This is a genomic window from Ruegeria sp. YTSC002 (assembly GCF_059609845.1).
The window spans coordinates 154,375-176,535 of record NZ_JBXWML010000006.1 but is presented as its reverse complement, the minus strand read 5'-3'; the positions used below and the strand labels follow the sequence as shown (position 1 = coordinate 176,535).

Here is a 22,161-nt window from a genome sequence, read left to right as displayed (position 1 = left end):
TCGACGGTTCAAGCGCTTCAAGTCTACGTCAAACGGAAAACCAGTGAGCCTTTTCGCAACCTGGAAACCGGCGTAGTGTATCTTACTGGAGCATAGTTGATCAGCAGAATGCCCTGCCCCAGCACTCTGGGCGCGGAAGAGATCGGATACGCCAGAAAATGTTGCTGGCAACTCTCCAACCGAAAAAGGAGCACTTATGTCTCGACTTTCAGAACGCAGAGATTTTGCCACCGAAGTCTGCCAGCAGGCCGGGGTAATGGCCAAAAAGCTCTTTGCAGATCGGGTCAATCTTGTCGTTGATCAAAAAGGCGCTCAGGACTGGGTTAGCGAGACAGACAGGAACGTCGAGACTTTCATTCGTCAAAGGATCGCGGAGGCTTGGCCCAAAGATGGCGTTTACGGTGAAGAACATGGCGCGGCAACGGGAGAGAGTGGCTTTGACTGGGTTATTGATCCAATCGATGGAACCACGAATTTCGTGAACGGTATTCCAGCATGGACCATTGTTCTGGCTGGTGTCACCAACGGCCAAACGGAGATTGGTGTGATCCATGATCCGAACGTGGATGAAACATTTGTCGCAACGCGCGGAGAAACAGCGACACTCAACGGATCACCGATACGCGTCGCATCAGGAGTGGCGTTGCGCGATGGAACTGTGGCCGTAGGGTATTCGAACCGGATTGAAAGCCGTCATGTTTTACCTGTGATCGAGGATCTGATCGAACACGGGGCGATGTTTCACAGAAACGCCAGCGGAGCGCTTTCGTTGGCTTACGTCGCGGCCGGGCGCCTTCTGGGTTATGTCGAGGAGCACATGAATGCTTGGGATTGCCTGGCTGGGCAATTGCTGGTCTCAGAAGCGGGTGGCGTTGTCGAGGATCAGAACGCGGATGCGATGATCCGAGACGGCGGGCGCGTGATCGCAGGCACGCCAGATGTATTCGAGACGTTGCGTGAGATCGCAGAGAACGCTTGGAACGCTTAGCGCCTATGCCAGGCGACCCAACATGAATCAGGTTTGAGTGTCGCCAGATCAGCCTGCCAGAAATGGCCTTGTGAGGGTTGGTCGTATGTGCGGTCTATCGAACAATCCGAGAGTGCGCACCAAAGCAATGTGCCCACTGCCCCATGGGTCACGATTGCAAGATCCCCGGCATCATGCGACTGGATTATCTCTGATACTGTTCGATGAATGCGTCTCTGCGCCTCGACAGCTGTTTCCCAACCACGATAGCTCCTATCCGGCTGAGCAAAGAAAGCATCGGCCGCGGCCTCGAAATCGTCCCGAGGCAAGTAACCGGTTGCGCTGCGGTCGTTCTCACCAAGACTCAAGTTGCAATTCACGGGTAGCGCTCGTGGTGCAGCAAGAATCTCAGCTGTTTCGCGGGCCTTCCGCTCGCCACTGGTCCATATCTGCGTCACGTTGGACAAGACTTCACTGGATGCAAATCCAGTAGCGCGTTTGTGGCCCACAGCGTTCAAGCCCCATTCGGTTATCGGGACGGCCGGATCGATTGCGACCTCGGGGTGCGAGATGATAATGAGTTTCGGCATTTAATCCGGCAAAAGAACGGGGCCTTTGTCAGCAAAGCCCATTTTGATCTCGGTGCCGGGATCCAGCGGCGCATCGACGTCATCGTGAACGGCAAAAACCTGACCGAATTCACCGGTCAGCGTGTATTCCATCCGAACGCCAACATAGGTCGCCTTGGCCACCGTGGCTGGGATGCCTTGGTCTGAGCCGATGACCAGACGAGAGGGTCGCACGGCAATGGTCGCGGGTCCTTCGGACAATCCGCGACGTGGTAGCGTGTGAAAGTAGCCTTCTATTTCTATCGTTGCCGCGCCGCCATTGATATCGACGATTTGGCATTCCAAAAGGTTTGCCTCGCCTATGAAATCCGCAACAAATCGGTCGTTCGGGGCATCATAAAGCTGGCGTGGTGTGCCCATTTGGGCGATTGCTGCGTTGCGCATGACAACAATCTCATCCGAGACCGCCAGTGCCTCCTCCTGATCGTGGGTCACGTAGACAACGGTCAAACCAAGATCTTGCTGGATAGCCCGAATATCCTCTCGCACCTGACGGCGAAGCTTGGCATCAAGATTGGACAGCGGCTCGTCGAACAGTAGAACCTGCGGCTCAAGAACCAGCGCGCGGGCGACTGCAACACGCTGTTGTTGACCCCCTGACAGTTCAGAGGGAAGACGGTTGTCGAACCCCTGAAGACCAACCAGTTCCAGCCCGTTCAGAGCGCGGCTGCGGGCTTCATCCTTTGCAAAGCCCGAGAAAGTGAGGCCATACATCACGTTTTCCAGTACGCTCATGTGAGGGAAAAGCGCGTATGACTGGAACACCATGGATACGTCACGGTCGGTGGCAGGCAATTTGGTCACGTCCCGATCACCGATCAGGATCTTGCCCGAGCTCGCCATTTCCAACCCGGCAATCATGCGCAGAGTCGTTGTTTTCCCACAGCCTGACGGGCCAAGCAGTGTGACGAGTTTTCCTGCCTCGACGTGCAGGTCGATGTTGTCGACGGCGACGACATCCTTGCCGAACACTTTCGACACGTTCTCAAAGCGTACTGGGGCAGCCTTGGAACCGATTTTGGTGTCGGTCATGGCGATGTCTCCGTTCCGTGCTGCGTGCGTCGACCAATCTGGACCCGACCGACGAGAAGTTGCAAAAAGCCGACCGCCGCGAGCATCACGAAGATCAGCGTCGTCGAATAGGCGATCGCAAGGCCATAGTCGTTGTTCTCGACCCGACCGATGATGTAGCTGGTCGCCATGTCATATTCTGCACTGACCAGAAAGATGACGGCCGAGATCGCCGTCATGGCGCGCACAAAGCTGTAAACAAGCGCAGCAAGTATCGCAGGGCGCAACAGCGGCAGAATGATGTTTCGGAACGTCTGCCACGAGTTTGCACCAAGGGTCAGCGAGGATTCATCCAGGCTGCGGTCAAGCTGCGACATGCTCGCGATCCCCGCACGAACGCCAACCGGCATGTTGCGGAAGATGAAGCTGACAACGAGAATGACACCCGTACCCGTGATTTCAATTGGCGGAACGTTGAAGGCCAGGATGTAGCTGACGCCGATCACTGTCCCGGGGATGGCGAAGGACAGCATTGTTCCAAATTCGAAAGCGTTCTTGCCTGCAAAACTTTGTCTTGTCAGCAGGTAAGCGGTCACCAGACCAACGGCGGCAGTCAATGGGGCAGCAATGGCCGCGATGGTTATGGTGGTCCAGAAACTGTCCCAAGCGGCTCCGGTCCAGCGAATTCCCTCGTCTTCGAAGCGGACCGAGAATGCAGTGATGTAGTGTTTGATCGTCAGCGAGTTATCGACGCCCCACAGCTCGACAACACTGCCGTAAATGATCATTGCGTAGACAACAATCGTGAACAGCGCCCAGCCCAGAGCGATGAGCAATACCGGAACAGAAAGGCCAGTCGGCATCAGTGGATGAACGCCGGCATCGCCTTTGCCGGTGACGGTTGTATAGCTTTTCTTCCCCAGCCAAACACGCTGCGCGTAAAAGGCGGAAAGAGTAAAGAACAGCAGCACCATGGCCAGAACCGCGGCCCTGCCCTGATCGTACTGAGCGCCGACGATGGCAAAGAATATCTCGGTCGAAAGCACGTCGAAATTCCCGCCCAATACAAGTGGGTTGCCAAAATCGGCCATGCTTTCGATGAAGCCCAGAAGAAATGCGTTCGCAAGACCAGGCCGCATCAGGGGCAAGGAAACCGTCTTGAATGTCTGCCATCTGTTGGCGCGGAGCGTTTGCGCCGCTTCTTCCATCGACGGAGAGACACCTTCAACCACACCGATCAGAACAAGAAAGGCAATTGGCGTAAACGCGAGTGTCTGCGCGATCAGGATGCCCGGCATTCCATACAGCCAGCGTGTCGGCTGCGTGCCGAACAGTTCGGCAAAGAACCGGGTGACGGACCCGGACAGGCCAAAAAGCAGGATCAGCGCCAGGCCGATCACGAATGGCGGGGTGATTATGGGCAGAACGGTCAGAGCCCGCAACGCGCGCTTGTAGCGGAAACCCGAACGCGTCACGACCAACGCGAAACATAGGCCGAGGATCGTTGTGATGAAGCCAACGAGGATGGCAAGGAAAAGTGAGTTCCAGGCCGCACCGCATCGGGCACCATGAAAACACCCCAGGCCCCACAGTCGATCATCGAAAAACTTCGAGAAGAAAACCGCGATGGAATACGCGCCGTCTTCGGTGATGAAGGCAGCGAAAAGCATCTTGGCGATGGGGAAAAAGACAAACGCAGTAACGATTGTAATCACGCCGCCGATGGCGCTTACGACAAAGACGTCACCATTAATGGCACCCCTTGCCGCGATCCCCTGAGTCAGCAGGAACAAAAAGCTTGAGGCGCATATCATCGCGCCATAGCCCATGCCGAACTGACGGTCGCCCAGTTCGCCAAACATCGCCTCCAACCAGTTGAAGTTGAAACCTCTGATGCCAATGCTGAACCCCTGAGCGATCAGCCAGCCAAAGCCAAGCGCCCCTGACAGGATCAGTATGCGGGCGTAAACTGGATCAGATTTGGTGCGCTTCAACACCAGAAGCGGCAGGGCCAGTGCGATCAGGAGCGGCGCGAGCCAAAGTTTTTCGCCCTGCCCGATCAAAAATGCAGCGGGCGCGTAATCCTCACCGAATGGGTAGCCGTCCAAAAGCCACTCGAACGACCAAAGGCCGCCGTCGACCATATACCAAGGCAACAGGCAGAATCCGACCCACCCGGCCGTGATCCAGAAGATCAGGACCGGATGGGTCGTTTTTGAAGTCCGGTCAGTCATTTACTGCGGCAGAGTCGAAACCTCTTCGTCCCATTTCTGCAACAGACGCTTCCGTTCGTCTGAGGAACCGTACTTTTTGAAGTCATAATCAATCAGCTTGATCTGGCTCATGTCTGGCGCGCTCTCCGAAGTTTTTGCGTTCTTGTTCGACGGTACCTGAAACGCGTTGACCTGAAGAGCAAGGTTCTGAGCTTCTGGAGACAGCGCCCAGTCATAGAACTTTTTCGCCTCTTCTTCGTTGCGCGCCCCTTTGATAATCGACATCGAGCCGATTTCGTATCCCGTGCCCTCGCATGGCGCGACGACCTTAATCGGGAATCCTGAAACGGCCTGCTTCACGGCGTCATGCATGAAGACGATACCAATGGTGTTCTCACCCCGACCGGCGGCCTTGATCGGCGCGGACCCGGACTTGGTATATTGGTTGATGTTCGAATGCAGACCTTTCATGAACTCAAAACCTTCATCCTCGCCGAAGATCTGCACCATCGACGCCAGCGTGGTATAGGCCGTACCCGATGAGTTCGGGTTCGCCATCTGAACGTGGCCCTTGTATTCGGGCTTCAGCAGATCTTTCCAGCAGGCCGGTTCGGGCAGGTTGTTGGCAGCGATAAGATCGGAATTGTAGCCGTAGCCAAGTGCGCCCGAATAGATGCCGATCGTTCGGTTTCCCGCGCTTTCTGCCTGGGATATCGCCCAATCATGAAGCTGGTCGCGCATCGGCGAAATGTATTCCATCGTCAGGCCTTCTTCGGCGGCCTGCAAATGCGGATCACCCGTACCGCCCCACCAAACGTCCCCTTTCGGGTTCGAGCTTTCGGCGCGTATTTGTGCAAAAGTTTCACCTGACGACTTCCGCGTCATGTTGACGTCGATGCCCGTGGCATCTTCAAAGCTGCGCGCCATCAGTTGGCACCAATCTTCTTGCGCCGAACAGTAAAGTGTCAGTTTATCGGCCTGTGCCGCCGACAGTGACGCAGCCAGAGCGATCAACGATCCAACCGTGGTGGATATCAATTTCCTCATTTTTTCCTCCCTTTGAGCTTGATGCGTCCGGGTTTCCCGGTTCTTTCATGCCCTTCCTCATGCAGCTTTTCGAAGCTTCTTTATGACAATTTTGACTTCTGGATCGTCTGTCAGATTGTTCAGCAAGTCTGACAGGTCTCTTTCTTGAACCAACTTTGCGGCCTTTGCCGGCGAAAACCAGTGACGTGTGCGTTCACTTTCTTCCTTCCAGTGTCGCTTCAGCTTTTCGACGACCAGGGGATAAAGAGTAACGCGGCAGCGAACGCTGCTTCGCCCCTCGTATCGTTTATCATAGTAAAAATGACCGATGGGCTGTTTCGAAATGGTGCCGACAGCGCCTGCTTCTTCTTGCGCTTCGATTTCGGCGGCATGCCATGGTTCTTTGCCGTCCATTAGCCATCCTTTCGGGATAACCCACCGGCCGGTATCCCGCGAAGTGACCATAAGAACGCGCAACTTGCCAGTCTTGTCCCAGCGCATCGGAAGCGCCGCAATCTGATCTGCCGTTTCGCTGTCGCCCATGCTGCTCCTCAATGCCACACGACCAGAAACCAAAAGAAAGCTGTCTTATTGGCAAATTTGGCCGGTTAACGCTTTGCCTTGGCTCGTATTCTGAATTTGGTCAGTCTGTGCACCTTTGCTTTGCGCTTGGAAATACTTGTGTTCGCTCGAATTCTCACAACCTTCCGTGGGTTATGCAACAAAAAATATTGCATTATGACCGAAAGCCCACAAAAGTAGGTTTCGAAGCCAAGTCGGGTCGTCGGATGTCCAAAACTAAAACGCGCGGCAGAATGTCTGAAAAGAACCAAAGCCGGGTAAAGAAGTCCGACCGGCGCCAACAGATATTGCTGGAACTGAAGCTGCGCCCGCACGTTCGCATCAATGAACTTGCACAGCGGTTCAACGTCTCCACCGAGACGGTACGCAGAGATTTCGATGCGCTGTCGAATGACGGCTTGATAGCGCGGGCACACGGGGGGGCGTCGGCCGCCGCGCAAGGGCACTATCCGGGTCTGGATGAACGAACAAACGCTCAGGTTGAGGAACGCGAACGGATAGGCGCCACAGCGGCGGAACTGATCCAGAGCGGTGAAACGGTCATGATCGATTCCGGCTCGACCACAATCGAAATGGCACGTGAACTGGCTTATATTGATACCCCTTGCACGGTAATCACCAATTCCATTCCCATAGCTATGACCCTTGGCCATGGGGCTGCACAAGTGCTGTTATGCCCAGGGGAATTTTTGGCTACTGAGTCCGCAACGATCGGAACCGAGACGCTGGAGTTTCTGTCCCGTTTCAACGTCGACAGGTGCATGATCGGTTCCTCGGGGTTTTCGACGGATGGCCCTTCAGAAACAGTGCGGGGCTTTGCGGCAGTAAAGAGGGTGATGCTGACGCGAGCCGAGAAACGGCACCTTCTTGTTGATTCCGGGAAATTCGGCCGGAAAGGCCTGTCTCAGGTAGGAGACCTTAGTGACCTGGATTCGATAATCACCGACAAAAAACCAACAGGAGAATTGCGTAACGCTATTGAGGGCGCCGGGGTCGACGTTCTCGTTGCCGGGTAGATGTGAAATGACTGATTAACGGCGGACAAAAAGCACCGCACATGACTGGGAGGAAAACATGAAGATTGATATCAAACTATTGCTTGGGGCATCTGCAATCGCGCTCATGTCGATAAGTGGAACGGCGTCGGCGCAGGATTGTCCACGCGGTGACTTGGACGAGCGTTTTTGTGATGCCGACGGTGATTTGATCGCGGATATCCCCACGGACCCTTCCGAGCAGATAGATCCGGACACTTTGATTTTTGCCTATACGCCGGTTGAAGACCCCGCCGTATACAAAACTGCTTGGTCAGACTTTCTTGACCATTTGAAAGCGGAAACTGGCAAGGACGTCGTCTTTTTTCCAGTCCAGAACAACGCGGCCCAGATCGAGGCGATGCGTTCGGGCCGTTTGCATATTGCAGGCTTCAACACCGGGTCCAACCCACTTGCGGTAAACTGCGCCGGGTTCCGTCCGTTCACGATCATGGCTTCGAAGGACGGAAATTTTGGTTACGAGATGGAGATCATCACCTATCCGGGTTCGGGCATCGAAAAGGTCGAAGACATCAAGGGGAAGCAACTGGCTTTCACCTCGCCTACATCCAACTCGGGATTCAAAGCGCCCTCGGCGATCCTGAAAAGCGATTTTGATCTTCTGCCCGAACGCGATTTCGAACCTGTCTACTCGGGCAAGCACGACAACTCGATCCTGGGTGTCGCCAACAAGGATTACCTGGCGGCCTCAATTGCGAATTCCGTCAAGTCCCGGATGATCTCGCGCGATGTGATCAAGGAAGATGATGTCATTACGATCTACAAGTCGCAGACCTTCCCGACCACAGGGTTTGGCACCGTCTACAACCTGACGCCCGAGTTGCAGGAAAAGATCCGCAATGCGTTTTTCAGTTTCGACTGGGAAGGCACGACTCTGGAGGCGGAGTTCTCGAAATCGAACGAAGGCCAATTCCTCGAGATGACCTATCAGGAATTCTGGGACGTCATTCGTAAAATTGACGCAGCAAATGGCGTCTCTTACGCCTGCCAGTAACTTCCGGCTCATCCGGCGGGCCTGAAAGGGCCCGCTCTTCACCCTAATCTGGGGCATTTCATGCTGCGTCTTCAAAAGCTGACAAAAACATACAAGACCGGAGATCAGGCGCTGAAGGCGATTGATCTAGAGGTTCCAAAAGGTCAGGTTCTTGCGTTGATCGGGCCCTCGGGCGCGGGCAAATCGACCATGATCCGCTGTGTCAACCGGTTGGTTGAACCGACCAGCGGCGGTGTCCTTCTGGATGACGTAGACGTGACCAAACTCGGCTCGGGTGCGCTGCGGAAAGTGCGCCGCCAAATGGGCATGATCTTTCAGGAATATGCTTTGGTCGAACGCCTTACGGTGATGGAAAACGTATTGTCCGGCAGGCTGGGTTATGTAGGGTTCTGGCGCAGTTTTCTGCGGCGGTATCCGCAGTCGGATGTGGACGAAGCCTTCCGCTTGCTCGATCGGGTGGGGCTGTTGCACATGGCGGATAAACGGGCGGATGAACTGTCGGGTGGTCAACGCCAGAGGGTGGGCATCTGCCGCGCCTTGATACAGAACCCGAAACTGTTGCTGGTCGATGAGCCAACTGCGTCGCTGGACCCAAAGACCAGCCGTCAAATCATGCGGCTGATCACCGAGTTATGTCAGGAACGCGGATTGGCGGCCATCATCAATATCCATGATGTGGCGCTCGCTCAGATGTTTGTTCCCCGCGTCGTGGGACTCCGCTTTGGCGAAATTGTGTATGATGGACTTCCCACCGGCCTTACCCCTGAGAAGCTGACCGAGATCTATGGGGAAGAGGACTGGGAAGCAACCATCGAAAAAGTGGACGAAGATGAAGATGTCGAGGCCGCAGAATGAGCCATCGAGAACTGGACGACATGCTGGGAAAAGGCTGGCGTAAGCCTGCCTTTGTCAAGAACCCAGTGCTCCGCTGGGCATTGCTTCTTGGTTTTTTCGCCTATCTGATCGCAGCCTTTATGACCATCGAAGTCGATTGGGGCCGTGTCTATGAAGGGCTGGATCGGGGTTGGGCGTTTGTGCTTGCATTCACCAGCCCGGACTTCATTTCACGGTGGTCAGATATTTGGAGCGGCCTTCTGGAAAGTATCGTCATGACCGTGGCCGCGTCGGTCGTGGGTATCCTGATATCGATCCCGATTGGGCTGGGGGCTGCACGCAATATCGCGCCATTGCCAATCTACATGATTTGCCGAGGCATTGTTGCGATAAGTCGGGCATTGCAAGAGATTATCGTTGCCATATTGCTTGTGGCGATCTTCGGCTTTGGCCCGCTCGCTGGATTTCTGACGCTTTCCTTCGCCACCATCGGATTTCTCTCGAAATTGCTGGCCGAAGATATCGAAGCCATGGACAAGGTTCAGGCCGAGGCGATCAAGGCCTCTGGAGCGCGTTGGCCACAATGGATCAACTATGGAGTTCAGCCGCAGGTGATGCCGCGACTTGTGGGCCTTTCCATGTATCGGATCGACATCAACTTCCGGGAAAGCGCGATCCTCGGGCTTGTGGGGGCTGGTGGAATTGGCGCGACTTTGAACACCGCATTCGACCGATATGAATACGACACCGCGGCAGCCATTCTCATTCTTATCATCGGCATCGTGATGGCTCTTGAATACCTTTCGGGAATTATACGAGCGAGGGTTCAGTAATGCCGATACTTGAACGCGACGATGCGCAAATCTGGCGTCGCCGGACAACAGGTCAGAGCTTGGTCCGTTGGTTCGGCTGGCTGTTGGGCGCGGCGATCTTTGTTTACTGCTGGCAGCTGATCTCGGAATCGACCACTTGGTTTTTCGTCTGGGACGCGCCCCGCATCGCCAATGATATATGGACCCGGGCAACGCCTCCTAAATGGGAGTACATCACCCAGTTGGGTCGCCCGATTTGGGACACGCTAAATATCGCCACCCTGGGTACAATCATCGCCCTGTGCATGGCAGTCCCCGTCGCCTTTTTGGCGGCCCGCAACACCACGCCGTCCGCTCTGTTCATCCGGCCGATTGCGCTATTGGTCATTGTCTCGACCCGCTCCATCAACTCGTTGATCTGGGCGCTTCTTCTGATCGCGATTATTGGTCCCGGTGTGTTCGCCGGTGTCATAGCAATCGCCATTCGTTCAATCGGGTTTTGCGCAAAGCTTCTTTACGAAGCGATTGAGGAAATTGATCACGCGCAGGTCGAAGCAATCGCGGCGACCGGTGCTTCACGCTGGCAGGTCATGGCCTATGGGATCGTACCGCAAATCCTGCCCGCGTTTGCAGGCATTGCCGTTTTCCGTTGGGATATCAACATCCGCGAATCCACGGTGCTTGGGCTGGTTGGAGCTGGAGGCATCGGGTTGCAACTTTCAGCTTCGCTCAACGTTCTGGCATGGCCGCAAGTCAGCCTGATCCTGATTGTAATTCTGGGCGCCGTTATGATCAGCGAATGGGTTTCGGCGAAAGTACGAGGGGCCATCATTTGACCGGTTTCTCTGTGCAAGATGCTTTTGACGCCTACGAGGCTGTACGACATCGCCTGCCGCAAACCAGATCTACTGAATTGAGCTATCGCCAGGCGGACACGCTGGAGGACATAGCTCATGAGTTTGAGGTGTTCCTCCTCGATGCTTTCGGGGTTCTCAATATTGGTGATACGGCAATCCCGGGCACGCCGGATCGGGTCAGGTCGCTGAAAGCCGCCGGAAAACGTGTTCTGGTTGTGTCGAATGCCGCTGGGTTTCCCCACGCAACTCTACTGGAGAAGTACACGAGGCTTGGTTACGATTTCGCCCCACAAGACGTGATCACCAGCCGGGTCACATTGTTGTCTGAACTAAACGGCCAAAGTGAGTTGCATTGGGGATTGATGGCGACCCCCAGTGCCGGCCTTCGCGATCTGGAGGGGCTGAAACTATCCTATCTGGAGGACGATCCGAAGCCCTACGAAACCGTCGACGGTTTTTTGCTGATCGGGTCGGCGGTTTGGACTGAATCGCGACAAGCCATGTTGGAGGCCGCTTTGCTGGAGCGCCCCCGCCCGGTATTGGTCGGCAACCCTGACATTGTCGCTCCGCGCGAGTATGGTTTTTCCAAGGAACCCGGTCTTTACGCGCATCGGCTGGCAGACCGGACAGGCGTCGCCCCTCAGTTTTTTGGAAAGCCTTTCGCCAATATCTATGATATTGCTTTCCAACGTCTCGGGCACATCGACAAGCCCCGGGTTCTGATGGTTGGCGACAGCCTTCACACCGACATACTGGGCGCACGAGAAGCCGGCATAGCTTCCGCTCTCATCTCGGGATACGGTTTCTTCGCAGGGCATGATGTTGAAGCAGCGATCATGAAGGCAGGGATAGCGCCGAACTTTGTTTTGAACCGGCCTTGATGTCAGTGTCGTCAGAAAGCAAATCCTCTTACGCTTTGCGCGACATTGCTCAGGGCGAGCTAGCACCACGGTCAACCATTCAGGCAACCGGCCGCACTTATGCGGCTGGCCTTTCGATCTTGCTGAAGTCTGCGCAGAATCTCCGATTGGCGCCGTTCTGCCAGATGTGGGACATTCAGTCGGTCTCGCCAAAGCCTTTCGGTACCGGCAGATCAGGCAGAGTTGCCGCACGTTTTTGCAAGGCTCGCCCGATAACCACGCGGCTGATTTCCGTCGTCCCGTCCACGATCCGCAGCATTTGCGCAAGGCGGGACAAACGATCCAGACCGTAGGGCTGCAACAGCCCCGCACCACCCAACACTTGCGTACAGGTGTTCGCAGCCTTCACGGCGGCATCGGGCACGAACCTTTTCGCATGGGCGGCCATCAATGGACCTTCGGGCGTGCCAAGGGATTCTGCCGCCTTTCGGTAGAGAAGCTTTGAGGCTTCAAGGTCTGTTGCAACCTCGCCCAGCATCCACTGGATCCCGTCCAGATCGAGGTTCTTGCCACCAAACATCTTGCGGTTCTTGGAATAGGACAACGCCGTATCCAGCGCAGCTTGCATCAATCCACAGCATCCTGACGCAATCGAAACGCGGGCAATATCAATCGCCATGAGCGAGCCTTGCAGGCCCTGGCCAATGGGCAGGATGATGTTGTCTTCGCTCACCACCACTTTGTCCATGTACATCTCGGCCAAGGGCAGGAAGTTGTAGGATGGGGTATCATAAAGCGGGCCAAAGCTGAGGCACGGTGCGTCGGCCGGGATGGCGATCATCGCCATATCCTTGTGGCCGGGAGCGTCACTGGTCTTAACCACGGTGAAATAGATATCAGCCTCGGTCGCCAGGCTGACCCATGCCTTCGCGCCGCGGATCGTCCATGTGCCGTCACCATTGATCACGGCGCGCGAATACATGTTTGTTGCGTCCGACCCCGATTGCGGTTCGGTCAGGGCAAAGTTCGCCAGCTTGCGGCCCGAGGTCAGATCCCGCGCCCACTTTTCCTTGAAGGCATCCGTGCCATAGCCGCAGCCCGCGAAGGTACAGATGTTGTGCATCGACAAGGCAAAGGCATAAGCGCCATCTCCGAGCCCCAGCTGTTCGTAGACCTGAATGCCCTCGGACAGCGGCAAGGCCTGCCCGCCAAACTCTTCGGGGGCGTAGAGCCCCGTCAGGCCAGCGGCCCCGGCCTTGTCAGACGCATCACGGGGCCATGTCTTTGCGGCGTTCCAGGCGTCCACATTGGGCAGGATGACTTGCTCGGCGTGGTCGCGTGCGGCTTGGAGTATGGTGGCGAGTTTGTCTGACATTGGTCGGTCCTTTTGTGAGCGGCTCTTTTCACATGACGCCACACTTCAGCACCTGCTGAGCAGGCAGCGGGTCAAGCTTCCAGAGGAGAGTCAGGTGAGAACGCCATGTATTGAGCAATATTTAGCAGGAGAAACTTCTTTGCTCTATCTCGCGTGGTGACAGGGTATTGTCCAAAAGTGACAAAAAGCGCGTCTCAGATATTCGTCCTGCGATACGAGCTGGGGGTGCTGCCGGTCCAGCGTTGAAAGGCTCGGTGAAAGTTTGCGGCCGAGGAAAATCCGACACCATGGGCGATGGCCTCAACGCTTTTGCGCCCCGCCTGAAGATCACGGATTGCGATGTCACGCCGCAGGGCATCCTTGATGGCCTGAAACGATGTTCCATCCGCATGCAGCCTGCGGATCAGGGTGCGCGGGGTCATGTGCATCGCGGACGCTGTCTGGGTCAGGGTTGCCGCGCCCCAGCCCGTTTGACCCAGATATGTGCGCACCCGCAGCGATTGGGTGTGCTCTCGCGAACTGGTGAAGATCCAGTCTCGGGGCGCGTTTTGCAAAAACCGGTCAAGATCAGATGTGCTGCGCGCCTGCACTGGACCCAGTGCATTCGGATCGAACGAAATCGCGGTGGCGCCTTGGCCAAACCGTAGCGGCGCCGGAAAGATGACCGCGTAATCCTGATCGAAGTCGGGGCGGTCAAACACGAAATCGACGCCCCTGACCGGAACTTCATGCCCCGCCAGCCAAGACATGAGCCCGTGGGCAAGTTTGAGTATCAGCATGTGCCCGAACCGCTGAACTTGAGCCGCGCCCCGTGGCTTCAGGGTAAGCACCAACATGTTATCGGCGTCATCCAGATCAAACTGGTAGTCATCCAGCAACAAGTTCCAGAAGGTCGAAAAGCGATAAAGTGCCGATGAGAGTGACGTGGCTTCCCGGACTGTCGTCAAAAGATGTTGCAGGGCCCTCGGCCGGATTGGGCGGCTCCAAAGCCCCATCATCTCATCACCGGTCTCAACTGCGGCAAGTTGATAGAGACATACGATCTGATCCAGCGTGACGCGACCATGAGGGTGACGCGTATCCGCGACCAAACCCGACCGGCCGAGAAGCGATGCCATCTGCGCCTCGGGGCATAGCGTACGCAATGCCGTCAGCCAGTCATCGATAAACTGGCTGGAAACCGTGGAAAGGATCGTTGGTGCGACATTGGTCATGACGTGCAAGGAGGTATCACCAATTCCGGTCGAGATGAAACACGGCGCGTGCAGATGGTGGATTGTCGATGTCTTCATCAAACAACGCTCTGCTTGAACTCAATTCAGAGGGCTAGCGCCCCTGTTCGCCGCACCGGTCATCGAATATCGCTGTGCGGTGGCGGGCGGAGCTTTTGTTTGCATCGGCAAACAATCTCGCGGATGAGCCGGGCGCTCTTTGGCTCGGGCCGCCATTGCCCCAAATCCGGCCAATATTTAATCAGTCGGGCTTTGATAATGAGCAGCTGAGAGGCTGTCAAAGGCGCCGATTCCAAAACATCGCAAAAATAAATGGCAATTTTTTTGAATACTTTTACCATGTGGTCAAATTAGGGGGCAGATGAATGTTTGACATCATCATCAGAAAGGCCAGCTTGCCGGATGGCCGCGAACCGGTGGATATTGCGATCAAGGGCGACAGTGTTGCGGAAATTGCCGCTGACATCTTGGGTGAAGCGCGCGAAGAAATCGATGCAAAGGGCCGCCTGGTTTCACCTCCGTTCGTCGACCCGCACTTCCATATGGACGCCACCCTGAGCCTGGGGACGCCACGTATGAATGTCTCGGGCACGCTTTTGGAGGGCATCGCGCTTTGGGGAGAACTGAAGCCCCTGCTGACGCCCGAAGCGGTGATCGAGCGGGCCATGCGATATTGCGATCTGGCCGTGTCGCAGGGGTTGCTGGCCATCCGTTCGCATGTGGATGTTTCGTCAACTCCGTTGGTGGGTGTCGAAGCTTTGCTGGAAGTGCGCAAGCTGGTTGCCCCGTATATTGATTTGCAATTGGTGGCATTCCCGCAAGATGGACTGTATCGCGCAGAAAATGCAGAGAAAAACCTGATCCGGGCGCTCGATATGGGGGTCGACGTGGTGGGCGGTATCCCGCATTTTGAACGCACGATGTCGGAAGGCGCCCGATCGGTCACGAGGCTGGCCGAGATTGCCGCAGATCGTGGGCTGATGCTGGACCTGCACTGTGATGAAAGCGACGATCCGATGTCGCGCCATGTGGAAACCCTCGCCTATGAAACCACGCGCCTTGGGCTCGGGGGTCGTGTGACTGCAAGCCATGTCACCGCGATGCATTCATACGACAACTACTATGCCTCGAAGCTTGTTCCGCTGATCGCGGAAAGCGGCATGAACGTCGTACCGAACCCGCTTATCAATATCACGCTGCAAGGCCGCTCGGACACTTATCCGCGCCGCCGTGGCCTGACCCGTGTACCAGAATTGCGTGCAGCAGGTGTGAACGTTTCCTTCGGGCAGGATTGCACCATGGATCCATGGTATTCTCTTGGGTCCGCCGACATGCTGGAAGTGGCCCATATGGGCGTGCATGCGGTGCCGATGACATCCCGCGAAGCGATGGAATGGGCTTTCACATCCGTTACCCAGAACGGTGCCAGGACCATGGGTCTGCCTGACCCGACAATTCGCAAAGGTGGCCCAGCCAACATGGTTGTGCTGCAAGCGCGTGACCCGATTGAAGCTGTTCGCATGAAGGCCACACGTCTTGCCGTCATCAAAAACGGCAAGGTGCTGGCGCGTACCGAACCAAGACTGGCCGCGCTTTCTTTGCCCGGCCGTCCCTCGACCCTGGATCCAGCGGATTACGCGCCCAGGCCCAATATTCAGGAAGCTCAAAAACAAGAATAGTTGCCACCAACAGAAGAGGATACTCCGATGAAATTCACCACAACACGTCGTCAACTGATGGTCGGCGCTGCGGCCACGCTGGCCCTGCCGGCTTATGTCCGCCGCGCCAATGCACAATCTGCGATCCACGTCGCTGGCGTGCATATGTCTCCGGTCGAAAACGCATGGAACAGCCGGATCCATGTGGCGATGCAGGAAGCCGCCGAGGCTGGTCTGATCGAATATGAGTTTTCCGAGGGTGTAGCTCCGACCGACTATCCCCGTGCGATGCGCGAATATGCCGAAGGCGGTGCGCAAATCATTTGGGGCGAGTCCTACGCGGTGGAACGCGAAGCACGCGAAGTGGCGGGTGACTACCCCGATACCGCGTTTCTGATGGGGTCTTCCGGCGGACCGGAGGGCGACAATTTCGGTGTCTTCGGCACCCGCAACCACGAGGCGGCCTATTTGGCCGGAATGCTTGCCGGCCGAATGTCGGAAAGCAATGTCTATGGTTCGGTCGGCGGTTATCCGATCCCCGAGGTGAACCTGCTGATCAATGCTTTCCGGATGGGCGTCAGTGAAGTGAACCCTGACGCCACTTTCCTCAACGGTTTCATCGGGGCATGGTTTGATCCCGCCCGCGCGCAGGAAGCCGCGATTGCCCAGATCGATGCGGGCGCGGACATCCTGTTTGGTGAACGGATCGGTACGGCGGATGCGGCTCAGGCGCGTGGTGTGAAAGCCATCGGTTCACTTATCGATTATACACCGCGCTATCCCGGTACGGTCTTTGCCAACGCGATATGGAACTATGGGCCAACCATCGAAGCCATCGTGGCGGATGTTCAGGCCGGCAAACCCACCGGGCGCAACTATACTGAATATTCCTTCATGGCCCATGGCGGCAATGAGCTGATCTATGTCGCTGACGAAGTGCCTGCCGACGCCATCCCTGCGATGGAGGCCAAACAAGCCGCCATCCAATCCGGCGAATGGGACGTTCCGATCGACGAAAGCGAGCCCTCCTGATCCCGGGGGTTTTGACGTGACCGATGCCACGGCTCTTGCAGCTGCCGTTTCGGCAGGGCAGATCACTGCCACCGACGCGATGGAAGCAAGCCTTTCCGCCTGCCACGCGCAGGCGGATCTGGGCGCCGTGGTGTTTCTGGACGAAGACATGGCCCGCGCCGGCGCGAGGGCAGCAGATGCAGCGCCATCGGACCAGCGCGGGCCCTTTCACGGGGTTCCGTTCCTGGTCAAAGACCTCGGCGGTTCCGCCAAAGGGCTGCCCGCTGCTGCCGGGTCTGCGGCAATCCGCGCGCAAGGGCGAAAATCCGAAACTGACAGCTGCCTGCTGCATGAATTGCGCCAGACCGGCCTGATCCCTTTTGGCGTGTCGGCAACACCGCCATTCGGCCTTTCCCTGACATGTGAACCAGATGGCATGGTTGCGGCCCGCAATCCGTGGAATCCCGCGTTGACGCCCGGTGGCTCATCTGGCGGCGCCGCGGCTGCGGTTGCAGGCGGCATCGTCGCCATTGCTCATGCCACGGACGCGGCCGGATCTATAAGAGTACCTGCCGCGTGCTGCGGCTTGACCGGGCTCAAGCCGTCACGTGGTGCGGTGCCCGGAGGCCCTGATTTTACCAATCACCTGATGGGGATAGCGTCAGAATTGGTTCTGGCACGGTCCGTTCGCGATGTGGAAACCGCCTTTCCAGCCGTAGCCCAGCCCATGGCCCCGGTATATCCGGCGGACCTCCCCCGCATCGCATTGGCATTGCCCGAGCGTTGCGGATCTGACCAGTGCGAAGCCGCCAAAGATGCGGCTGACGCTCTGCGCGATGCAGGTTGCGAAGTGCATGACATTTGCGCCCCGGACGAGATGGGGGTCGAGGCTCATGCAATTGCCCGCACGATACTGGCTGTTTCGCTGGCCGAGTGGCTCATTGCACTCAGGATCCGCGATGACCAGGTTCCACCGCTTGCCGCCGCCATGGCCGCCGAAGGCCGTGCCACATCTGCCACCGCGCTTTTTGCGGCCTCACGGCAGCTTGCGCGTCTGACATATCGTGCTCGCAAGACTTTAAGTTCTGCCGATGCCGTGCTGATGCCGGTCTTATCGTCTGCGCCGCCCGTTATTGGCACTTTGGATCTGTCTGGCGCCTCCGCAGATGAACACATGGCGCGGCTGGAGGCCTTTGCCCCGAACGCGGCACTTGCCAATGTCGCAGGCTTGCCGGCTTTGGCATTGCCTTTTGGCATGGCAAATGGCCTGCCAATCGGTGTGCAACTGATGGGACCACCCGGTTCGGATGTTGCGCTGCTGAAACTTGGCGCTCTGATCGAGGCGCGTGCGCCCGAGCTAACCTTTCCGTCTCCAATCGCAGGCCTGCCCACATGAACAAGGTTCTGGAACTTCACGGCATAACAAAGCGTTTTGGAACGCTTACCGCCAATGATGATGTGACCCTGACACTGGCCGAGGGTGAAATCCTTGCATTGTTGGGTGAAAATGGCGCGGGAAAAACGACGCTGATGAACATCCTGTTCGGTCATTATGCAGCCGATGAAGGCACTGTCAGGGTGTTCGGCGAAGAGCTGCCACCTGGCCTGCCCCGCGCAGCGATCGAGGTGGGTGTGGGCATGGTACACCAGCACTTTACGCTTGCGGGCAACCTCACGGTTCTTGAAAACGTCATGCTTGGTTCAGAACCCCTGACACGCGCACGGTCCGCACGTGGCGAGGCGCGCGCAAAGTTGTTGCAGATCGCAAATCGGTTTGGTCTGCCCGTGAACCCCGACGACAGGATCAAGTCCCTTTCCGTAGGTGAGCGTCAACGCGTCGAAATTCTGAAAGCGCTGTATCGAGACGCGCGCATACTGATCCTGGATGAACCCACGGCCGTTCTGGCCCGGCCCGAGGCAATGCGCCTGTTCGAGACGCTGCGCGACATGACGAAAGAGGGTCTGTCGCTTATCTTCATCAGTCACAAGCTGCATGAGGTCATGGCGGCCTCTGACCGTGTGGCCGTTCTTCGTGGCGGCAGGTTGGTTGCGGAACGCAGGACCTCTGAAACAACCCCCGGAGAGTTGGCGGAACTGATGGTTGGCCGCAAAGTGGAACGGCCTATTCGTCAAGACCACGAGATTGGCGCGCCGGTTCTGGTCGCAAACGATGTGCGCGTGGAAGAAGACGGTGAATTGCGGCTGGATGATGTGTCATTCACCGTCCACGCTGGCGAGATCCTTGGTATCGTTGGCGTATCAGGCAACGGTCAGGCCTCGCTTGGCGGGCTGTTGTCCGGATTGATCCACCCAAGCGCCGGGCAGTTGACGCTGCTGAATCAGGATATCGGCCATCTGGGCCCGCGTGGCATGATCCGGGCTGGCGCCGGCAGGGTACCGGAAGACCGCCATGCAGAAGGTGTCGTGGGTGAATTGAGCCTGTGGGAAAACGCAGTTCTTGAACGTCTGCGCACACCGGAGTTTTCGCGCCGAGGCTTTGTCCGACAACGCGCCGCCCGAGAATACACCGCAGGTCTTATCGAACGATTTGACATCCGAGGGGCCAGTCCCGACACGCGAACACGGCTGCTGTCTGGCGGCAACATGCAAAAGCTGATCCTGGGGCGAGTCCTGACCAACGGACCGCGTTTTGTACTCGCCAACCAGCCGACGCGGGGCCTTGATGAAGGGGCAATTGCCGCGGTTCATGCCGAGCTTTTGGCCGCGCGGGCCGAGGGTGCCGCGATTCTGCTTATTTCAGAGGAACTGGAAGAAGCCGTGGCCCTGTCCGATCGGATACAGGCCATCGTTAAGGGTCGATTGTCGAAACCGATATCCGCTGATGAGGCTGATCCGCAACGCCTTGGCCTGATGATGGCAGGAGTCTGGAAGGAAGATGATGATGCGGCTTGAACGACGCACACATGTACCGCTGTACCTTGTGGTCATTGCGCCGCTGGCCGCGATCATTACCGCCTTGTTATTGGCTGCGGGACTAATCGCAGCGGCGGGTGTGAACCCGCTGACTGCCTATGGTGAAATGCTGACCGGCGCCCTTGGTTCGCGCCTTTCGATCACCGAGATGCTGACCCGCGCCACGCCACTGATACTCACCGGGCTTGCCGCGGCCGTCGCCTTTCGGGCCCGGCTTTGGAACATCGGCGGCGAGGGGCAGTTCTTCGTCGGCGCGTTGATCACCGCGTGGATCGGGCATTCACTCGGGGTTCCCGGGTGGATCGGTATTCCGATTTTGATGCTGGCAGGCATGGCAGCGGGCGCGGCCCTGTTGGCAGGCCCCGCATTTTTGCGCCTGCGTTTCGGGGTGGATGAGGTGGTGACGACCCTGCTGCTCAACTTCATTGTGATCCTTTTCGTCGGCCTCATGATCGAAGGCCCGATGCGCGATCCGATGGCCTTTGGCTGGCCTTCCTCCGTGCCAGTGGGCGGAGAATACCGCCTGCCGGATCTTATCCCCCGCACGCGCCTTCATATCGGGCTGCTTTTTGCCATTGCGGCAGCAGGTGTTGTTTGGCTGATCCTGGCCCGTACGGTTTTTGGCGCTGAAACACGCGCCGCAGGCTTGAACGCCAGTGCCGCTGCCTTTGCCGGAATTTCTCTGCCCCGAACGATCATGGGTGTGGCTCTGCTTTCCGGTGCTTTGGCGGGTTTGGCAGGTTCCGTCGAAGTCATGGGTGTTACAGCCGGGGTCACCACGACCATGAGCCCCGGATTCGGCTATGCCGGCATCGTCGTCGCAATGCTTGCCGCATTGCATCCGGCCGGTGTGGTCGCCGCCGCCGTATTCGTTGCCACAGTTTTTGTCGGGGCCGACGCCATGAGCCGCGCAACCGGCGTTCCCAGCTTCATTGCCGATGTGATCGTGGCGCTCTGCCTGCTCACCATGATCGTGGCCCTTCTTTTCACAACTTACCGGGTGCGCCGATGAGTGATGCAATTGATCTGCTGCTGAATACCAGCCTCTGGGCGTCCGTGCTGCGCATTGCAACGCCGCTTATTTTCGGAGTCCTCGGCGCGTTGCTCTGTGAACGTTCGGGTGTTCTCAATCTGGGGATCGAGGGGATCATGACCATGGGCGCGATGAGCGGTTGGCTTGCCGTCTACATGGGCGCACCTTTGCTGGTGGGCCTGATGATTGCCGCGCTTTGCGGCGCGGTGATGGGATTGCTGCACGCCATGCTCACGGTCCCGCTTGGTTTGTCGCAACATGTATCAGGGCTTGGCATTACGCTGTTTGCGTCCGCGCTGGCCTACTACCTTTACCGGTTGCTTGTTGAAGTGGGCGATCTGCCCCCGACGATAGAACCTTTCCAGCCACTCGATGTTCCGGGTGTTTCCGACATCCCCATTCTGGGTCCGATCCTGTTTTCCCAGGCCCTGCCGACCTATCTGGCGCTGTTTGCGGTGGCTGTGATGGCTTACGTCCTTGCCCGGACACCGTTGGGGCTGGCCATTCGCATGACAGGTGAAAACCCGCACGCGGTCGAGGCGCAGGGGCTGAACCCCATTCGCATTCGCATTGGAGCAGTGGTTGTTGGATCAGCGTTGATGGCAGTGGGTGGCGCGTTCCTGACGACAACGGCGTTCAACAGTTTTTTTCCGGGCATGGTTCAAGGACGCGGCTGGATCTGCATCGCGCTGGTTGTGTTCGCAAGCTGGCGGCCCGGCAAGGCGTTGATTGGCGCCGTGTTGTTTGCCTTTTTCGATGCATACCAATTGCGGCTGCAAACGGCGATTGAAGGCGTGCCATATCAACTCTTCCTGATGGCGCCCTATGTGCTTTCCATCGTCGCGCTCGTTCTCGTCGCCCGCAGGGCCGAGGTGCCTGCTGCGCTGATGGCACCCTATCGGCGCGGTGAACGCTAGGATCAGGGTTCACAACCAGTGGATGGGTTGTTGTTGCAAGCGCGAAAGGGGCAGGACATACATGAAACTTCGGGTCATGGCGGGTTGCGACATTTAAACCCGTGCCTGTCGTATTAGGCGGGATCTTGCGTCAGCACTTTGGGCAAGAAGCCCTTGATCGC

The 22,161-nt window shown here is 57.2% G+C and carries 20 protein-coding genes; 13 read left to right on the top strand and 7 right to left on the bottom strand.

Translation table 11 applies throughout. The features are described 5' to 3' along the window. Nucleotides 1-196: 196 nt before the first annotated feature. Entirely contained in the window at nt 197-988 is a 792-nt protein-coding gene (locus tag AC2FFD_RS13595; protein ID WP_496873325.1) for an inositol monophosphatase family protein, read from the top strand. Here the strand turns inward: AC2FFD_RS13595 and AC2FFD_RS13590 are convergent. The 5 genes from AC2FFD_RS13590 to AC2FFD_RS13570 are packed head-to-tail and all read right to left on the bottom strand — an operon-like array spanning nt 985 to nt 6,389. After that, complete coding sequence (locus AC2FFD_RS13590) at nt 985-1,557, bottom strand: histidine phosphatase family protein (protein WP_496873324.1); 573 nt, start codon at nt 1,555-1,557, stop codon at nt 985-987. The two genes, AC2FFD_RS13595 and AC2FFD_RS13590, sit on opposite strands and share 4 nt — an antisense overlap. Continuing rightward, nucleotides 1,558-2,628, bottom strand: a complete 1,071-nt coding sequence (locus AC2FFD_RS13585) for an ABC transporter ATP-binding protein (protein ID WP_496873323.1) — start codon at nt 2,626-2,628, stop codon at nt 1,558-1,560. Further along, nucleotides 2,625-4,841 (bottom strand): ABC transporter permease, encoded by a 2,217-nt coding sequence (locus AC2FFD_RS13580; RefSeq protein ID WP_496873322.1) that lies wholly within the window; start codon nt 4,839-4,841, stop codon nt 2,625-2,627. The genes AC2FFD_RS13585 and AC2FFD_RS13580 overlap by 4 nt, the downstream gene beginning before the upstream one ends. After that, on the bottom strand, nt 4,842-5,867 hold the full coding sequence (locus tag AC2FFD_RS13575) for an ABC transporter substrate-binding protein (RefSeq protein WP_496873321.1): 1,026 nt from the start codon (nt 5,865-5,867) through the stop codon (nt 4,842-4,844). 57 nt (nt 5,868-5,924) lie between these two features. Next, nucleotides 5,925-6,389 (bottom strand): NUDIX hydrolase, encoded by a 465-nt coding sequence (locus tag AC2FFD_RS13570; protein WP_496873320.1) that lies wholly within the window; start codon nt 6,387-6,389, stop codon nt 5,925-5,927. 11 nt (nt 6,390-6,400) lie between these two features. On the opposite strand from AC2FFD_RS13570, the gene AC2FFD_RS13565 reads away from it, so the two are divergent. From AC2FFD_RS13565 to AC2FFD_RS13540, 6 genes are read left to right on the top strand one after another with little or no spacing between them, the layout of a single operon-like run. Beyond that, entirely contained in the window at nt 6,401-7,444 is a 1,044-nt protein-coding gene (locus tag AC2FFD_RS13565; protein ID WP_254440073.1) for a DeoR/GlpR family DNA-binding transcription regulator, read from the top strand. A 58-nt stretch (nt 7,445-7,502) separates the two neighbouring features. Further along, complete coding sequence (gene phnD, locus AC2FFD_RS13560; RefSeq protein ID WP_170345390.1) at nt 7,503-8,477, top strand: phosphate/phosphite/phosphonate ABC transporter substrate-binding protein; 975 nt, start codon at nt 7,503-7,505, stop codon at nt 8,475-8,477. Nucleotides 8,478-8,537: 60 nt separating this feature from the next. Next, nucleotides 8,538-9,332 (top strand): phosphonate ABC transporter ATP-binding protein, encoded by a 795-nt coding sequence (phnC, locus tag AC2FFD_RS13555; RefSeq protein ID WP_170345391.1) that lies wholly within the window; start codon nt 8,538-8,540, stop codon nt 9,330-9,332. Then, on the top strand, nt 9,329-10,144 hold the full coding sequence (gene phnE / locus AC2FFD_RS13550; RefSeq protein ID WP_152457392.1) for a phosphonate ABC transporter, permease protein PhnE: 816 nt from the start codon (nt 9,329-9,331) through the stop codon (nt 10,142-10,144). The genes phnC and phnE (AC2FFD_RS13550) overlap by 4 nt, the downstream gene beginning before the upstream one ends. After that, nucleotides 10,144-10,959, top strand: a complete 816-nt coding sequence (phnE, locus tag AC2FFD_RS13545) for a phosphonate ABC transporter, permease protein PhnE (protein ID WP_480684891.1) — start codon at nt 10,144-10,146, stop codon at nt 10,957-10,959. Before phnE (AC2FFD_RS13550) ends, phnE (AC2FFD_RS13545) begins: the two co-directional genes overlap by 1 nt. After that, entirely contained in the window at nt 10,923-11,861 is a 939-nt protein-coding gene (locus tag AC2FFD_RS13540) for an HAD-IIA family hydrolase (RefSeq protein ID WP_480684890.1), read from the top strand. The genes phnE (AC2FFD_RS13545) and AC2FFD_RS13540 overlap by 37 nt, the downstream gene beginning before the upstream one ends. A gap of 175 nt (nt 11,862-12,036) precedes the next feature. Here the strand turns inward: AC2FFD_RS13540 and AC2FFD_RS13535 are convergent, their stop codons facing one another. Both AC2FFD_RS13535 and AC2FFD_RS13530 read right to left on the bottom strand, forming a co-directional pair. Then, a complete protein-coding gene (locus AC2FFD_RS13535) occupies nt 12,037-13,215 on the bottom strand; it encodes an acyl-CoA dehydrogenase family protein (protein ID WP_496873319.1) in 1,179 nt (392 codons plus the stop codon). A gap of 194 nt (nt 13,216-13,409) precedes the next feature. Further along, the gene (locus tag AC2FFD_RS13530; protein WP_496873375.1) at nt 13,410-14,429 is read right to left on the bottom strand and encodes an AraC family transcriptional regulator; all 1,020 of its coding nucleotides are present in this window, start codon (nt 14,427-14,429) and stop codon (nt 13,410-13,412) included. A 383-nt stretch (nt 14,430-14,812) separates the two neighbouring features. Here AC2FFD_RS13530 and AC2FFD_RS13525 point away from each other — a divergent pair, with 383 nt between their 5' ends. The 6 genes from AC2FFD_RS13525 to AC2FFD_RS13500 are packed head-to-tail and all read left to right on the top strand — an operon-like array spanning nt 14,813 to nt 22,000. Continuing rightward, nucleotides 14,813-16,126, top strand: coding sequence for an amidohydrolase family protein (locus tag AC2FFD_RS13525; RefSeq protein ID WP_496873318.1), 1,314 nt, complete (start codon nt 14,813-14,815; stop codon nt 16,124-16,126). Nucleotides 16,127-16,153: 27 nt separating this feature from the next. Then, complete coding sequence (locus tag AC2FFD_RS13520) at nt 16,154-17,137, top strand: BMP family protein (RefSeq protein ID WP_496873317.1); 984 nt, start codon at nt 16,154-16,156, stop codon at nt 17,135-17,137. 16 nt (nt 17,138-17,153) lie between these two features. Further along, complete coding sequence (locus tag AC2FFD_RS13515; protein ID WP_496873316.1) at nt 17,154-18,512, top strand: amidase; 1,359 nt, start codon at nt 17,154-17,156, stop codon at nt 18,510-18,512. Then, complete coding sequence (locus AC2FFD_RS13510; RefSeq protein ID WP_496873315.1) at nt 18,509-20,029, top strand: ABC transporter ATP-binding protein; 1,521 nt, start codon at nt 18,509-18,511, stop codon at nt 20,027-20,029. The genes AC2FFD_RS13515 and AC2FFD_RS13510 overlap by 4 nt, the downstream gene beginning before the upstream one ends. Then, entirely contained in the window at nt 20,019-21,062 is a 1,044-nt protein-coding gene (locus tag AC2FFD_RS13505) for an ABC transporter permease (protein WP_496873314.1), read from the top strand. Before AC2FFD_RS13510 ends, AC2FFD_RS13505 begins: the two co-directional genes overlap by 11 nt. Further along, a complete protein-coding gene (locus AC2FFD_RS13500) occupies nt 21,059-22,000 on the top strand; it encodes an ABC transporter permease (RefSeq protein WP_171205143.1) in 942 nt (313 codons plus the stop codon). The genes AC2FFD_RS13505 and AC2FFD_RS13500 overlap by 4 nt, the downstream gene beginning before the upstream one ends. Nucleotides 22,001-22,161 lie beyond the last annotated feature (161 nt).

Excerpts from the sequence above, each read along its gene's own strand:
- AC2FFD_RS13595 (WP_496873325.1), top strand. The coding sequence starts at position 197 with ATGTCTCGACTTTCAGAACGCAGAGATTTTGCCACCGAAGTCTGCCAG.
- AC2FFD_RS13590 (WP_496873324.1), bottom strand. The coding sequence starts at position 1,557 with ATGCCGAAACTCATTATCATCTCGCACCCCGAGGTCGCAATCGATCCG.
- AC2FFD_RS13585 (WP_496873323.1), bottom strand. The coding sequence starts at position 2,628 with ATGACCGACACCAAAATCGGTTCCAAGGCTGCCCCAGTACGCTTTGAG.
- AC2FFD_RS13580 (WP_496873322.1), bottom strand. The coding sequence starts at position 4,841 with ATGACTGACCGGACTTCAAAAACGACCCATCCGGTCCTGATCTTCTGG.
- AC2FFD_RS13575 (WP_496873321.1), bottom strand. The coding sequence starts at position 5,867 with ATGAGGAAATTGATATCCACCACGGTTGGATCGTTGATCGCTCTGGCT.
- AC2FFD_RS13570 (WP_496873320.1), bottom strand. The coding sequence starts at position 6,389 with ATGGGCGACAGCGAAACGGCAGATCAGATTGCGGCGCTTCCGATGCGC.
- AC2FFD_RS13565 (WP_254440073.1), top strand. The coding sequence starts at position 6,401 with ATGCCACACGACCAGAAACCAAAAGAAAGCTGTCTTATTGGCAAATTT.
- phnD (WP_170345390.1), top strand. The coding sequence starts at position 7,503 with ATGAAGATTGATATCAAACTATTGCTTGGGGCATCTGCAATCGCGCTC.
- phnC (WP_170345391.1), top strand. The coding sequence starts at position 8,538 with ATGCTGCGTCTTCAAAAGCTGACAAAAACATACAAGACCGGAGATCAG.
- phnE (WP_152457392.1), top strand. The coding sequence starts at position 9,329 with ATGAGCCATCGAGAACTGGACGACATGCTGGGAAAAGGCTGGCGTAAG.
- phnE (WP_480684891.1), top strand. The coding sequence starts at position 10,144 with ATGCCGATACTTGAACGCGACGATGCGCAAATCTGGCGTCGCCGGACA.
- AC2FFD_RS13540 (WP_480684890.1), top strand. The coding sequence starts at position 10,923 with ATGGGTTTCGGCGAAAGTACGAGGGGCCATCATTTGACCGGTTTCTCT.
- AC2FFD_RS13535 (WP_496873319.1), bottom strand. The coding sequence starts at position 13,215 with ATGTCAGACAAACTCGCCACCATACTCCAAGCCGCACGCGACCACGCC.
- AC2FFD_RS13530 (WP_496873375.1), bottom strand. The coding sequence starts at position 14,429 with ATGACCAATGTCGCACCAACGATCCTTTCCACGGTTTCCAGCCAGTTT.
- AC2FFD_RS13525 (WP_496873318.1), top strand. The coding sequence starts at position 14,813 with ATGTTTGACATCATCATCAGAAAGGCCAGCTTGCCGGATGGCCGCGAA.
- AC2FFD_RS13520 (WP_496873317.1), top strand. The coding sequence starts at position 16,154 with ATGAAATTCACCACAACACGTCGTCAACTGATGGTCGGCGCTGCGGCC.
- AC2FFD_RS13510 (WP_496873315.1), top strand. The coding sequence starts at position 18,509 with ATGAACAAGGTTCTGGAACTTCACGGCATAACAAAGCGTTTTGGAACG.
- AC2FFD_RS13505 (WP_496873314.1), top strand. The coding sequence starts at position 20,019 with ATGCGGCTTGAACGACGCACACATGTACCGCTGTACCTTGTGGTCATT.
- AC2FFD_RS13500 (WP_171205143.1), top strand. The coding sequence starts at position 21,059 with ATGAGTGATGCAATTGATCTGCTGCTGAATACCAGCCTCTGGGCGTCC.